This is a genomic window from Variovorax nivicola (genome assembly GCF_051216475.1).
Taxonomy (GTDB): domain Bacteria; phylum Pseudomonadota; class Gammaproteobacteria; order Burkholderiales; family Burkholderiaceae_C; genus Variovorax.
The window spans coordinates 20,652-34,386 of sequence record NZ_JBPJZK010000023.1; the positions used below are offsets into that span (position 1 = coordinate 20,652).

The following is a 13,735-nucleotide window of genomic DNA, read 5'->3' on the forward strand; positions in this document are numbered from 1 at the left end:
GAGTGCTTGGTAGTTCCCACTATACGTACAGAGGAGACCAAACAATGAAAGAAACCAACCCCTACCGACAGGGCCTCGGCAAGACTGCAGCAAATCACGCTGCGCTGTCCCCGCTGAGCTTCCTGCAGCGTGCCGCCGAAGTTTATCCAAACCAGCTCGCACTCATTGACGGCGACCGCCAGTGGAACTGGACACAAACGTACGAACGATGCCGCCGCCTGGCCTCCGCCTTGCGCCGCGTCGGCGTGGGGAGAGGCGACACTGTATCGACCATGCTGCCCAACGTGCCCGCCATGTACGAGGCTCATTTTGGTGTGCCGATGACTGGCGCCGTTCTCAACGCGATGAATGTCCGATTGAATGCCGAAGCCATCGCCTTCATGCTCGATCACAGCGAGACGATGGTACTGCTGACCGATCCCGAGTTCGCCGATGTGGTCTCACATGCGCTGTCTGCCATGAAGGGGCCGAAGCCTTTCGTCATCCTCGTGTCGGCCGCAACCATCCCCGGTCGAAAGTCACTTGAAGGAGTGGAGTACGAGCAACTTCTTGTAGAGAGCGATCCCGAATTTCTCTGGCAGTTGCCAGAGGATGAATGGGATGCGATTGCGCTGGGCTACACCTCAGGCACCACGGGCAACCCCAAGGGTGTTGTCAGCCACCATCGGGGCGCCTATCTCAACGCCGTCAGCAATGTGCTGTCCTGGGGGATGCCGTCGCACTGCGTCTACCTGTGGACCCTACCAATGTTTCACTGCAACGGCTGGTGTTTCCCTTGGACGCTGGCAGCGGTCGCTGGAACCAGCGTCTGTCTGCGGCGCATTGACACGGCACTCATCTTCGACCAGATCAGGACGCACCGCGTGACCCACTACTGCGGGGCTCCGATTGTGCACGCCATGCTGGCCGACGCACCCGAGGAGAGCCGAGCTGGGATCACCCACAAGGTCAACGGTTTGATCGCCGGTGCCGCTCCGCCTGCTGCCGTATTTGAACGCATGGAACACATCGGCTTCAATCTCACCCATGTTTATGGTCTGACAGAGACTTATGGCCCAGCAACCGTGTGCGCCAAGCAGCCTGAATGGGCCGACCTGCCGCTGAGCAACCGCGTGGAGCGCAACAGCCGCCAAGGGGTACGGTATCACCTGCAGGAAGCCGTTGCAGTACTCGATCCCCTGACGATGGAGCCCACTCCGTTCGACGGCCAGACCATCGGCGAAGTGATGTTCCGCGGGAACATCGTGATGAAGGGCTATCTGAAGAACCCGGCAGCCACGGAAGAAGCCTTTGCCGGTGGTTGGTTTCACTCTGGCGACTTGGCTGTGGTGCAGCCGGACGGCTACCTGAAGATCAAGGACCGATCAAAGGACGTGATCATCTCTGGGGGCGAGAACATTTCGTCGCTGGAGGTAGAGGAAGTTCTGCAGCGTCATCCGGCAATCCAGTCGGCCGCCGTCGTCGCCATGGCCGACGAGAAGTGGGGAGAGGTTCCGGCTGCATTCGTCGAACTCCGTGGCAACGCGGTTCTATGCGAAGCGGACCTTGCCACCTATTGCAAGGATCTCCTGGCGCGCTTCAAGGTGCCCAAGAAATTCGTCTTCGGCCCCTTGGCGCGGACTTCGACCGGAAAGGTCCAGAAGTTTGCCCTTCGCAGACAACTGAAGGAGAAAGTCCCTGCCTCAGGCCATTGATCGCACGGACTCGGCCGCGCCAAGAGCCGTGAACAACACAAAAATTGGAGACAACATGACGATCCCTCATCACATCCGCATCGCTTCACACCCCCTGTTCCGCGACTTGGTGAAACGGCGAACACGCTTCGCGCTACTGCTTTCCGGCACTGTTTTGGTTACCTACTATGGATTCATGATGGCGGTGGCATTGCTGCCCGGACTGCTGCGCATCCCACTCGACGCCGGTCGGGTGAGCACCATCGCGTGGCCCATCGGAGTATCCGTGATCGTGCTGTCGTGGCTGTTGACAGGGCTCTACGTCTACCGCGCCAATCGGGACTTCGATGGCATCACCGTCAGGCTGCTCGCCGAGGTGAAGCCATGAAGTACGCCGACACCTTCAAGACCGCCGTGGTTTTCGCCACCACGGCAGGCACCGGGATCGCCACCGCCGCCCCGACTGTCGGCTTGGTGGAACGCCAGCCCATCAATCTTCCCGCCATCTTCATGTTCCTTCTGTTCGTCGCTGGGACGCTGGGGATCACATGGTGGGCCGCAAAGCGCACCCACTCGACGTCGGACTTCTACACCGCTGGCGGCGGCATCACCGGAGGCCAGAACGGCATGGCCATCGCGGGCGACTACATGTCGGCCGCCACCTTGCTCGGATTGTCGAGCCTCGTCTTTGCCAAGGGCTTTGACGGATTCGTCTACACGATCGGCTTCTTTGTCGGTTGGCCCATCATCCTATTCCTGCTCGCCGAACCAGTTCGTAACTTGGGACGGTACACCTTTGCCGACATTGTCTCGTCGAGGCTCGACAAGACTCAGGTACGTCTGTTCGCCTCGTTGGGTTCGCTCACTACCGTGTGCTTCTACCTGGTAGTTCAAATGGTAGGCGCCGGCCAGTTGATCAAGCTTCTGTTCGGACTGGACTACCAATATGCGGTGCTGGTCGTCGGGGTGTTGATGGTGGTGTACGTCACGTTCGGCGGGATGATCGCCACCACATGGGTGCAGATCATCAAGGCGGCGCTCCTGCTGACCGGTGGAGTCACCCTCATGCTGCTGGCCATGTCGAGGTTCAGCTTCAACTTTGAGGAACTTGCCCGGCAGGCTGTGGCCGTTCACCGCGATGGCCTCGCGATCATGGGGCCGGGCAGCCTGATGGCCGATCCCGTTTCAGCCGTCTCCATGTCCTTAGGCCTTCTGTTTGGCCCGGCGGCACTGCCGCACATTCTGATGCGCTTCTTCACGGTGTCCGACGCCAAAGAGGCCCGCAAGAGTGTCTTCGTGGCCAGCGGGCTCATCGGCTTCTTCTTTCTGATCGTGTGTCTGCTAGGACTCTGTGCCATCGTGATTGTGGGAAACGACGCCCGGTTCTATGAAAACGGGATCATCGGCGGGAAGCTGCTCGGTGGAGGCAATATGCCGGTGATGCATCTGGCCTCTGCGGTGGGCGGAAGTCTGTTCCTCGGCTTCCTGTCGGCAGTGGCCTTCGCAACAATCCTGGCCGTCGTGGCCGGATTGGCCCTGGCCGGTGCATCCGCCATCGCGCACGACATCTACGGCAACATTCTCTGCGGCGGCAATGCCGACGAGAAGAGAGAGATGAAAGTCTCTCGCTGGGCGACCCTCGCACTAGGTGTCGTCGCTGTCGGGCTGGGGATTCTGTTCGAGAACCAGAACGTAGCCTTCTTGGTCAGCCTGACCTTCGGCATCGCGGCATCTTCCAATTTTCCCGTGTTGGTGCTGGCGATCTACTGGAGAGGCTTGACAACACACGGCGCTCTGGCGGGAGGCATAGCCGGCCTTGGGTCGGCACTGCTCCTGGTTGTACTTTCGAAAGCCGTGTGGGTTGATGTCCTGCATCACGCACAGGCAATCTTTCCTTACGAACATCCGGCGCTGTTCTCGATGCCCCTGGCTTTCATCTGCGCATGGCTATTCTCGAAGTCCGACGAAAGTGCACGGGCCCGAAGCGAACGAGCGGCATTCGATGCCCAATGGGTGCGCGCCCAAACCGGCCTGGGAGCCGCCCAGTCGACGTCGCACTAGCAAGACGGAGACTGGCAGCTTGTGTTCACCCACTGCACGCCACTTGACATGAACCGATGAGAATTCCCGATCGCAACAGGTGGCGGTAGCTAAAACTGCCAGCGGCCGGAGGAACTCCTCAAGATGTGGCTTTTGTATAGTTTTTTTAGAGGTAATCCCTTGAGCATGATTGAACGAAAAATCCGCGCCCGGCGCAGCTTCATCTTTGCACCCGGCACGCGTCCAGACATGTTCCCGAAGGCACTGTGCTGCGGTACCGACATCGTCTGTGTCGATCTGGAAGACGCCGTGGCGCCCCAGGAAAAGCAACAGGCCCGACAGCATGCGTTCGCGCAACTTCCCGTAGCAGAGGGTCCAGACCGCGTCGAACGCATTATCCGGATCAACTGCCTTCGCACGGTGGACGGCATGAAAGATGTACAAGCCTTGCTCACGTCCGCAGAGCCCATCCCCGCAATCATGCTGCCGAAGGTCAAGGGGCCGGAAGAGATCCGCAATCTCAGCGACCTTCTCACGGAATACAAGCTTTCGACTCGGCTGCACGTCATCATCGAAACCAATGAAGCCCTGGAGGCGACCCATGAGATTGCGCGCTCCAGTGAGCGCATCGAGGCCCTGTTCTTTGGAGGTGTCGACATGGCCGCTGATCTACGCTGCAAATCAACCTGGATGGCCCTGCAGTACGCGCGATCACGCATCGTCCACGCTGCAGCCGCCACCGGGTTGGATGTGATCGACGTGCCGTACCTGGACCTGAACGATCGCGAAGGCATGTTGCGCGAAGCCGCGCTGTCCGCCGAACTGGGTTTCACCGGCAAAGGCGCAATCCACCCCAAACAGATTCCTGACATAAACGCATGCTTCGCGCCAGATGACGCCAGCGTCGAGCACGCGAGGCGAGTGCTGGACGCCTTTGCGAAGAGCGATGGTGGGCTGCTGGTCTTCGAGGGAAAGCTGATCGAAAAGCCAGTGCTCCGAAGCTATGCCCGCATGCTGCAAGTTCACGCCGTCGCCCACGCACACTAGCAGGCCTTTACATGGCCAAGCAACCCCTCTTACCTTCACCGCCCGTCGAACAGCAGGTAGCGCCGCCGTCATGCAACACGCCATCTGCCATTGACGGAATGGATCATTGCGCGGAAACGTCGGCGCGATCCCGTCTCATGACGGATGGTGCACGACGCCTGCCATCGCTGATTGCGCTCTCCTATTTCGAAGTCGCGGCCAGAACCAAGAGCTTTGTGGCTGCCGCCAAAGAACTTCATGTGACTCCAGCAGCTGTCAGCCATCAGATCAAATCACTGGAAGAGCTTCTTGGGGTGGAGTTGTTCGTGCGCCAACATCGCAAGGTCAATCTGACGCCGGCGGCGCAAATGGTTCTGCCGACACTGCAGGACGGATTCTCCGCACTCGCCGATGCAGTTGAACAGTTGCGTTCGCACAGCGAATCCAAGTGGGTCATCACCGTCTGTGCAGAGCCGATGTTCGCGACCAAGTGGCTAGTTCCCCGCCTGCATCGGTTCTATGCCGGTTGCCCCGACGCCGAGGTTCGGCTGCAAGCCAGCCTCAATTCTGTGGACACGGTCAGAGGCGGCCCGGCAAGCGCCGCAACGTTTCGACGCGCCGGCATCGATTTGGCGGTGCGTTTTGGCTACGGAGAGTACGTTGGCTTGGACAGCCGAAAGCTCCTGGAGGTGACGTTCGTCCCTGTGTGCGCGCCGAGCCTGTGCGAGTCCCTTTCAGACAGAGCGCCCTCGGCCTTGCTAAATCAACCGCTGTTGAGCGACAGCACGATATATCGCTCACCGGAACGGTTCGGTTGGACCGAATGGTTCCGCCAGGCAAGACTTCCCATACCTGAAGGATTGCGTGAGCAACGGTTCGGAAACGGACTGCTCGCGCTCGAAGCTGCAATGACCGGCCAGGGGGTCTTGCTTGCCAGTAAACAGATAGTACAGACGGCGCTCGATGCTGGAAAGCTTGTGGTTGCCTGGGACCACGCAATGCCATGCCCTTTCAAATACCACATCGTCTGCACACTCCCGGCTCTAGAGCGGCCCATCGTTCAGGCGTTTCGCTCTTGGCTACTTGACGAGGCAGTGCTGCCCGAAACACCCGCGCCGTCACTGGCAAAACGATGCAGGCGATAACGAGCATCCACTGCGCCGCCAAACGCTGAAGGGGCTATGCGATCTCTCGAGGACAGGCAATGCCCAAATGACGAGAACGAATATGCCAGTGACATCCATCGAGAGATGCTTGCTGAGATCGAGCCAACACTGCGCGATGTGGGCGGACGCAACAAGCCGACGACGGTGAACCTGTATGAGGTGTTCTACGCGCCGCTGCACTGGGCGAACACATCACGATGCAGATCGCCAAGCGCGGCACAAAGGCGACGAACAGCCCATCTTGTCCAGCGAGAGACCTCTGTCGCAAAACCCGGCCTCCGACCACGAGATCGAGGCTCCATGAATTTGCCGGCGCCTTGGTCAGCAGTTCATTTCCAGAATCGGCTCATGCTCCTTCGTGCACCGCCGCCCCCTCTTATCATTGCGCATGCGAACGCCATCCTCCGTGAAAACCGTAAGGCACCCGCGTTGGCAACTCAACACGCGTTATAGGCCCTTTCTCGATATCGAGAGCATTGAAGATCAACAGATCGCTGACGTTTCGTGAGGGATCGAACGCAATCGTGAGAATCCAGCCCTCGCCTTCGGGACTGGAAGGCGTTCGCGGCACAAAGACCGGCTCGAGCAGGCCGAGATCGCCAGGCGGCGTGCATGTGCGAATCTCGCCGGTCTCGACATTCGCATGCACCAGCGTATCGAACGAACAGCCTGGGGTGTAGGCACCGATCCGCGCGACGTAGAAGGCGTGCCGGTAAGCCAGGCCCGAGAATCGCTCGTCGATTCGAGGAAACTCTCCCTCGACGCCGCAGAGAGATTTTTCGACGTACCCTTCGCTTTCGGCATCCATATCGAACGTCCAGCGCACGAGCTTGGCCATGCCGTCCTTGATCCAAGGTGGCACGTTGCCACCGGAGACATCCGGAAAGAGTGGCAGCTTCTCGAATTTCATCACGTCGGCGACTACGAAGGTGCGGCCGTCGCGTTTCGCCGTGTATGCATTCATCGGGTGAAAGACGAAGCACGGGGGACCGCTAAACCATCGCATCGACCCGACGCCGGCATCGCGCCGCATGATGCCGATCCGAGTAGGCAAACGTGGGTCCCAAGCACAAATGGGACCACCTCCAGCCGCGCGCTCCAGATCGATGGTCGCGGGAAAGACCGGAAAAACGATGTGCTCGCGGGTCGCGAGGAAGTCATGAACTGCGCTGCAATAGGGAGCCTCGAATCTCTCCTGGCGAACGAAGTTCCCGTCACGATCGATGACCGAGTAGGAAATTTCTCGCGTTCCCGGTCCTGCCGCCTGGTACCCGAACGCGAGCATCTCGCCGCTCTCGGGATCAATCTTGGGATGCGCTGTCATGGGGCCCGTGTAGCGACCGTCGAAGTCGGTCGTACCGAGCGTCTCGAGCGAATCACCATCGAGCAGCACCGGGAAGTTGGTCTCGCCCAAGGCATAGAGCCGGCCGCCGTGCCACACGGCATTCGTTCCGGCCCACTGCATGGGCAGCTTCTGCGGCTTCTCGGTGGCAGGCTTTCCCCTGTCCTGCAGCATCACCGTCGCCACTGCCGCATCGAACACTTCCTCGTAGGACGTTGGCACCAAACGGCGCCCTGCGACCTTTTGTGCCTTGAACTGCTCTGTCCTCACCCAGCGGTTTGTGTAGGACGCGCGGCCGCGGCCGATATGGATGGCATGAATCATGCCCTCCCCCATGAACCAATGATGCTTGTCGGCCAAGGGAGGAAACAGCAGATTGGGCCCGTTTCGATAGAGCGCGCCTGAGAGGCCCTTAGGGATCACGCCAGCCACAACCCGCAGGTCCGGCACATTCAGCTCTTCCTGAATCGGTCCATAGTTGCCGATCAGCATAGGGTGCGTAGTTTCGATCATCGTTCTTCTTCATTTGTGATGCGAGGCCCTTACGAGGAGCCCAATGTTGCTGGCCCTCTGGGCAGGCTTAGTCCGTCTGAATGTTCGCCTTGATGATGTACCTTTGCCAGCGCTCGTTCTCGCTCTTCACCGCGGCTGCGAACGCATTGGCCGGCTCCTCGGGAATGGCCTCGAGCGCCATCGCCTGAACGGTCTCTTTCCAGACCGTGCTTCGGGTGACTTTGCCTACGCCCTGTTGTAACTTGGCATGCGCCTTGGGATCGAGGTTTTCCGGGCCAAACAGGCCGAGCCAACTGCCCTGGTCGAGCCCCTTCAGGCCGACTTCTCCCAGGGTCGGCACATCAGGAAACTGAGAGAAACGCTGGGGTGCCGCGGCCGCCAGCAGCATCAGGCGCCCGTCACGGGCGTAGTTCATGGCCGTCATTGGCGAATCGAACATGATATCGACGCGTCCTCCGAGAAGATCCAAGAGGGCGGCCGCGCTGCCTTTGTATGGGACATGAACCAGGTCGATTCCAGCCACCTGATTCAACACCTCACCGTAGATGTGGGACCCCGTACCGATGCCGGCTGAAGCATAGGTCAGCTTGCGCGGATTGGCTTTGGCGTAAGTCGCGAATGCGCTCATGCTTTGGGCTGGTAAACCCGGTCGCGCCAGCAATGCGAACGAGCCTTTCGCCGCGCGCGCAATCGGCGTGAGCCCTTTCAGGGCATCGATCGGGAAGCTCTTCATGACATGCGGCGTCTGCGTGACCAAGCCGTCTACCGTGTACAGCAGCGTATAGCCGTCCGCTGGCGCTCGCGAGACCTCCGCCGCGCCGATCGCGCCACCAGCACCCGGACGGTTGTCCACAATCACGACGGCACTCATCGCCGAGCTCAGTTCCTTGGCCAGCACGCGTGCCTGGGCGTCAGTAGGCCCGCCTGACGGATAGGGGACGATGATCTTGATCGGCTTTGTCGGCAGAGGGAAGTCCTGCGCATGCGCCGCAAACGAACCAAGCGCAGCGCAGATCCAGATGGCGAATAGATAGATCTTGTTTTTCATAGAGTCTCCGTTGTGTGCTTCTGATGTCCGGCTGCGGTAGACCGCATTCACTACAACCGCACGTTCACGATGCGGTGCTGCACGAACTCCTCCAACCCTTCCATACCCAACTCGGCGCCGAAGCCGGATTGCTTCAACCCGCGGAAAGGCACGTCATGCCGCATCGCCATGTGGTGGTTGACCCACACGGTGCCGGCGTGCACGCGGGAAGCGACCTCTGCGCCCCACGCAGGGTCGGTCGTCCAGATGGTGGCGCCCAGCGCGTAAGGACTGCTGTTGATCCTGTCAATCGCATCGTCCAGTTTGCCGTAGCGAAGCACGGGAAGGACTGGGCCGAATTGCTCCTCGGAGACAAGAGAAGAGCTGTCATCCAGTTCGGCAACGATCGTCGGCGGGATAAAGTAGCCCGGTCGATCCAGCGGCGCGCCACCGGCGAGGACTCGGCCATGCTTCGAAGCTGCAATGATCATGGCATTCACGCGCTCGAACTGGGCTCGATTCTGAACCGGGCCCAACTGCGACGCCGGATCCATCCCGTCGCCGACCACCGTCGCATCGGCCAACCGCGTGAGCTCTAGGTTGAACTCCTCATAGAGGCTGTCAGGAACATAGACGCGCTTTATCGCCACACAGACCTGACCGGAATTCACCATGGCACCGGCGAACACCTTGCCCGCCGCATCCTTGGCATCCGCATCCTCCAGCACCAGCGCGGCGTCGTTGCCGCCGAGTTCCAGCGTGATGCGCTTGATCGACCCCGCAGCACCTGCCATGACGCGACGGCCGGTCGCCGTCGAGCCAGTGAAGCTCACCTTGGCAATGTCGGGATGCTCCGTCATCCGCTGGCCTAGGTCGTTTCGGTCCGCAATAACGTTCACCACGCCAGCAGGAAAAATCGCGCTGCAGAGTTCCCCCAACAGCAGCGTTGTGAGCGGCGTCGTTGGGGCTGGCTTTATCACCACGCAGTTACCTGCGACCAGGGCCGGCGCCAGCTTGTTGACGAGCAGAGCGAGAGGGAAATTCCACGGTGTGATGACCGCAACCACACCGAGCGGAAGAACCTGGTCCATGATGCGCGATGCCGACGTGGCTTCACGTACTTGCTCAAGAATCTCGAGGCCTGCAAGTTCGCGAATGCGCTTCGCACTTCCCGCTACTTCAGCCTTGGCATTCCGGAGCGGCTTGCCCTGCTCGGAGGTGAGCAGTTCCGCGAACTCCAAGGCCCGTCCATCGAGTGCATCCGCGAGCGATCCGAGCAACCGCTGACGATGCGCCCACGAGGTCGCAGCCCAGGTCCTGAAAGCCCGCCCAGCCGCTGACACGGCGCCGTCTAGCTGCGCCTCGTCAGCAACCGGCGACTCAGCGATGACCGCTCCCGTTGCAGGATTCAATACTGCCATCACCGAGGTACCGGGAACCAGGACACCATCGATCAGAAGCTTGAACTCTCGCATTTTGTTGATCCTCGTATGGATGCTCATTCGATCTTGATGGCTAGGGCATCGACATATTTTCCCCAAGCCTCGTAATCGCGGCGCACGAGGTCGGCGAACTGCTTCTGCGATTCTTCCGGCACTTCGAAGCCGAGATTTCGGTAGACGTCCGCAACAGAGCTTGTCCGCTGCGCCGTGCGAATGGCATCGTGAAGCCTTTGCAGTGTGTCCGGGCGGATGGCGGCAGGCGCGAAAAATCCGTTCCAGCTGCGCAACTCGAAACCCACCAATCCTTGTTCGAGCAGCGTGGGCACCTCGGGCATGGTCGAGCGGCGCGTCGCACCTGTCGCTCCACGCAGCTTCAGCCTGCCATCGCTTGCATATTGAGACACGACCGATGGCGCATCGAACATGATCTGAACACGGCCGGCGATCAGGTCGCGCATTGCATCCGACGAGCCCTTGTAGGGAATGTGCACCAGGTCGATGCCGGTCTTCTGCGCAAGCACTGCGCCGTAAATGTGCGACACCGTGCCGGCCCCAAATGAGCCATAGCTCAGCCTGCCGGGATTGGCACGGCCGTATGCGATCAGATCCTTGACGTTGTTCACGCCAATCGACGGATGCACGACGAGAACCACGCCTCCAACAGCGGAACGGATAACTGGCTTGTAGTCCCTTAAGGCGTCATAGGGCAACTGCTTGAGCAAATGAGGCGTTTGCGTTAGTGGCCCATCCACCGTATAGAGCAGCGTGTGGCCATCGGCTTCAGCTCGAGCAACCTCCGCGGCTGCGAGCGCGCCGCTGGCTCCCGGCTTGTTCGCCACGATCACGACGGTGTCCAAAACCTTCGCCAACTCCAGAACAATGGATCGTGCCTGGAGATCAGTCGGCCCGCCAGCGGCGAAGCCGACCAACACCTTGATCGGTCTCCCCGTCCTGGGGAATTCCTGTGCACGGGCCACCGTTTGACCGAGTAAGCCACCTAGCGAGAGCACCTTCAACAAGCTTCGTCGCTTCATTGTTTTCTCCTTCACTCAGCGAACGGGCCGGTTGCCCGCGATGGTCACACGCGTGAGATACCGGTCCTTGCCTGCGTAGTCAGGTATGGCACGATGCATGGTGGACCGGTTGTCCCAAACAAGGACTTGATCGTTCTCCCATCGGACGCGACTGGTGAAATCAAACCGTGCACAGTGGTCGTATAGATAAGCGAGGATTGGGGAACTTTCCTCTGTTGTAAGTCCATGGATCCTCTGGACATAAGTCTTGTTCACATACAGGAACTTGCGCCCGGTGAATTCGTGGGTGCAGACCAATGGATGTAGTTGCTCACGATCACCCAATTCGACTCCCAGATCGGTTTTCGCGCTGACGGAACTGAACTTTCTTCCCTGAGCAAGGTATGCCGAGCCAAAGATGCGCGTCGCGCTGTGGACCGTTTGCATCTGGTCGATCATTTCCTTCAGGCCAGGCGACAGTGCCTCATATGCCGCATACATGCTCAGAAATCCGGTGTCGCCCCCGAAAGCCGGAACATCGACTGCGCGCATCACGACAGCCGCTGGTGGTTCCTCGAGATAGGTACTGTCCGCGTGCCAGTTCTCGCCGACCACTCGGCCGGTGTCGCTGGCCAGGCGACGAATGATCTGAACATCAGGCTGCCCTTCAACACCGTGCAACTGCGGCACGCGCAGGATAGAGCCGAAATTCCTGCTGAAGGCGAGATGTTCCTCGTCCGAGATCTTCTGGTCGCGGAAAAAGATGACCTGATACGTCCCGAATGCCTGCCTGATCTCTCTCCACACCTTGGGTTCGATCGGTGACCGGAGATCAACGCCCCCGATCTGAGCGCCCATAACGCCGGTCAGGGGTTCGACCTTGATGAGCTTGTACTCGTTGGCATCCATGTCCTGCGAAGCATTCTTGGTTCTGGTATCCACTGCGTCTCCTGTGCAGAAATGAGGTCAAACCTCTGAGGTGGAATCTCGCTACATCCTCTGTCTTTCAGCCGGTTCGCAAAGCCTCACGAGACAGACTTTCTCGATACAAGCGGTTTGCTCTACCTCGCTCCCCGACGTCCGAGAGCAGACGGGGTTCTACTCACCGAGTAGTCCGCGCGACCTGCCGACCGCGCCGTAGCGCTGATTGGCGTGCTAGCGGGGCCATAGCAGGGGTCTGCTTTCGGACTACCACCCCTTGGCATTCGACGGTTTTCATCTTCGTTGCCATGACTCTAAGGTCGCCTTGTCTCGTAAAACACGATAAGCAAAATCTCAATTTCTGATTTCTAAGAGGTAACCCTAGGCAGCTCTGATCACCGCTCGGTCAACACTCAAGCCATCGTGTGGGATCGCATATGCCAGCCAATTTCAGCCTCGTGATGATGAAAATTTTTGCAGCGGTGTACGACCTAGGGAGTGTCGTTCTGGCAGCACGCACTCTGCGCATGAGTCAATCGGGTGTCAGCACAACCCTCGCCAAACTGCGGGTGATACTGGACGACCAACTTTTCATTAGCACCAGCACGGGTATGCAACCGACGGCCCGTGCACGGGAGCTGATCGACCCCGTACGCGAAATGATCGTATGCATTGATCGACGAATTCTTGGTAGGTCCGATTTCGATCCATGGACTGCCACACGTGAATTCACAATCGCACTGTCTGATGTGGCTGAAGCGATCTATATGCCGCGCGTGTTGAACGCTGTGAACCTTGCTGCCCCGCACGTTCGGCTGCGATCCGTGGAACTCCCCCAACTTCAGCTTCAACGAGCCTTGTCTGAAGGCCAAGTCGATCTGGCTCTCGGCTATCTGCCAGATCTGGTCGCCAGTGAATTTGTTCGTCGCAAAGTTGGACAACATTCTTTTGTCTGCATTTGCAGTGCAGACAACAAGCGTCTAATAAACGCGTTCAACCTCAAGACGTACTGCGCGGCTCGACATGTTGTGGTCGAGGCGCCAGGGCGAACACAGGGGCTTTTGGAGCGCTACATGCAGCAGCGAGGAATTGAGCGGCACATTGTTTTTACCACCCCCCACTTCATGTGCATCGCTGAACTCATTTCGCAGACCGATATGCTGGCCTCCGTCCCGAAGGCATTGGCGGAATCGTTTTCGGAGAAGAAGCAGTTGATCCGGCTCGATTTGCCATTTAGATCACCTGTGTTTGAGACGCACCTTCATTGGAGCAAGAGAGTTCATAACGACCCCGCGATCCGCTGGCTCCGTGAAATACTGTTCAACGCATTCTCAGACAAGGGGACCCCGCAGGGGGTTCTTCCTCAGATTCGAGCAGCGGTCAATCACGGGCCCTAGACTAGCACGATCACAGGAGTGAATGATCTTTTGATTCGGTCGATCTGGCCCTGTCCATCGTAATAGTCCGCTCGAGGCCGTTGTTGACGGCTGGATGGTTTAGGGCGTGATGTCGGTGACGTTCTGAAGCAGAGCGAACGCCACGCGCCATGCGCGGCCATCGCAGTGAACGGTG

Annotated in this window: 11 protein-coding genes; 6 read left to right on the plus strand and 5 right to left on the minus strand. The window is 59.3% G+C overall.

Translation table 11 applies throughout. The annotated features are described in order from the left end of the window. Positions 1 to 44: 44 nt before the first annotated feature. From ACSFBF_RS35450 to ACSFBF_RS35470, 5 genes are all read left to right on the plus strand, one after another. Positions 45 to 1,694 (plus strand): acyl-CoA synthetase, encoded by a 1,650-nt coding sequence (locus ACSFBF_RS35450; protein ID WP_435462652.1) that lies wholly within the window; start codon positions 45 to 47, stop codon positions 1,692 to 1,694. Positions 1,695 to 1,749: 55 nt separating this feature from the next. Next, complete coding sequence (locus ACSFBF_RS35455; protein ID WP_435475059.1) at positions 1,750 to 2,061, plus strand: DUF485 domain-containing protein; 312 nt, start codon at positions 1,750 to 1,752, stop codon at positions 2,059 to 2,061. Further along, positions 2,058 to 3,734: a cation/acetate symporter ActP gene (actP, locus tag ACSFBF_RS35460; RefSeq protein ID WP_435462650.1), complete on the plus strand. Its 1,677-nt coding sequence runs from the start codon at positions 2,058 to 2,060 to the stop codon at positions 3,732 to 3,734. The genes ACSFBF_RS35455 and actP overlap by 4 nt, the downstream gene beginning before the upstream one ends. 165 nt (positions 3,735 to 3,899) lie before the next feature. Next, entirely contained in the window at positions 3,900 to 4,760 is an 861-nt protein-coding gene (locus ACSFBF_RS35465) for an HpcH/HpaI aldolase/citrate lyase family protein (protein WP_435462698.1), read from the plus strand. 11 nt (positions 4,761 to 4,771) lie between these two features. Next, positions 4,772 to 5,884, plus strand: coding sequence for a LysR substrate-binding domain-containing protein (locus tag ACSFBF_RS35470; RefSeq protein WP_435462649.1), 1,113 nt, complete (start codon positions 4,772 to 4,774; stop codon positions 5,882 to 5,884). A 400-nt stretch (positions 5,885 to 6,284) separates the two neighbouring features. Here the strand turns inward: ACSFBF_RS35470 and ACSFBF_RS35475 are convergent, their stop codons facing one another. From ACSFBF_RS35475 to ACSFBF_RS35495, 5 genes are all read right to left on the minus strand, one after another. Further along, positions 6,285 to 7,739 (minus strand): carotenoid oxygenase family protein, encoded by a 1,455-nt coding sequence (locus ACSFBF_RS35475; protein WP_435475061.1) that lies wholly within the window; start codon positions 7,737 to 7,739, stop codon positions 6,285 to 6,287. A gap of 88 nt (positions 7,740 to 7,827) precedes the next feature. After that, positions 7,828 to 8,808: a Bug family tripartite tricarboxylate transporter substrate binding protein gene (locus ACSFBF_RS35480; RefSeq protein ID WP_435462647.1), complete on the minus strand. Its 981-nt coding sequence runs from the start codon at positions 8,806 to 8,808 to the stop codon at positions 7,828 to 7,830. A gap of 50 nt (positions 8,809 to 8,858) precedes the next feature. Then, positions 8,859 to 10,289, minus strand: a complete 1,431-nt coding sequence (locus ACSFBF_RS35485; RefSeq protein ID WP_435462646.1) for an aldehyde dehydrogenase family protein — start codon at positions 10,287 to 10,289, stop codon at positions 8,859 to 8,861. Further along, positions 10,286 to 11,263 (minus strand): Bug family tripartite tricarboxylate transporter substrate binding protein, encoded by a 978-nt coding sequence (locus tag ACSFBF_RS35490; protein WP_435462645.1) that lies wholly within the window; start codon positions 11,261 to 11,263, stop codon positions 10,286 to 10,288. The genes ACSFBF_RS35485 and ACSFBF_RS35490 overlap by 4 nt, the downstream gene beginning before the upstream one ends. A 15-nt stretch (positions 11,264 to 11,278) precedes the next feature. Further along, positions 11,279 to 12,184 carry a TauD/TfdA dioxygenase family protein gene (locus ACSFBF_RS35495; RefSeq protein WP_435462644.1) on the minus strand — a complete coding sequence of 302 codons (906 nt, stop codon included), beginning with the start codon at positions 12,182 to 12,184 and terminating at the stop codon, positions 11,279 to 11,281. A 416-nt stretch (positions 12,185 to 12,600) separates the two neighbouring features. Between ACSFBF_RS35495 and ACSFBF_RS35500 the strand changes: the two genes are divergently transcribed. Beyond that, positions 12,601 to 13,560 carry a LysR family transcriptional regulator gene (locus ACSFBF_RS35500; RefSeq protein WP_435462643.1) on the plus strand — a complete coding sequence of 320 codons (960 nt, stop codon included), beginning with the start codon at positions 12,601 to 12,603 and terminating at the stop codon, positions 13,558 to 13,560. The last annotated feature ends 175 nt before the right edge of the window (positions 13,561 to 13,735 follow it).

Bases quoted from the DNA above. Each gene is read 5' to 3' on its own strand.
- ACSFBF_RS35475 (WP_435475061.1), bottom strand. From the start codon at position 7,739: ATGCTGATCGGCAACTATGGACCGATTCAGGAAGAGCTGAATGTGCCG.
- ACSFBF_RS35455 (WP_435475059.1), top strand. From the start codon at position 1,750: ATGACGATCCCTCATCACATCCGCATCGCTTCACACCCCCTGTTCCGC.
- ACSFBF_RS35470 (WP_435462649.1), top strand. From the start codon at position 4,772: ATGGCCAAGCAACCCCTCTTACCTTCACCGCCCGTCGAACAGCAGGTA.
- ACSFBF_RS35485 (WP_435462646.1), bottom strand. From the start codon at position 10,289: ATGAGCATCCATACGAGGATCAACAAAATGCGAGAGTTCAAGCTTCTG.
- ACSFBF_RS35490 (WP_435462645.1), bottom strand. From the start codon at position 11,263: ATGAAGCGACGAAGCTTGTTGAAGGTGCTCTCGCTAGGTGGCTTACTC.
- ACSFBF_RS35450 (WP_435462652.1), top strand. From the start codon at position 45: ATGAAAGAAACCAACCCCTACCGACAGGGCCTCGGCAAGACTGCAGCA.
- actP (WP_435462650.1), top strand. From the start codon at position 2,058: ATGAAGTACGCCGACACCTTCAAGACCGCCGTGGTTTTCGCCACCACG.
- ACSFBF_RS35480 (WP_435462647.1), bottom strand. From the start codon at position 8,808: ATGAAAAACAAGATCTATCTATTCGCCATCTGGATCTGCGCTGCGCTT.
- ACSFBF_RS35500 (WP_435462643.1), top strand. From the start codon at position 12,601: ATGCCAGCCAATTTCAGCCTCGTGATGATGAAAATTTTTGCAGCGGTG.
- ACSFBF_RS35465 (WP_435462698.1), top strand. From the start codon at position 3,900: ATGATTGAACGAAAAATCCGCGCCCGGCGCAGCTTCATCTTTGCACCC.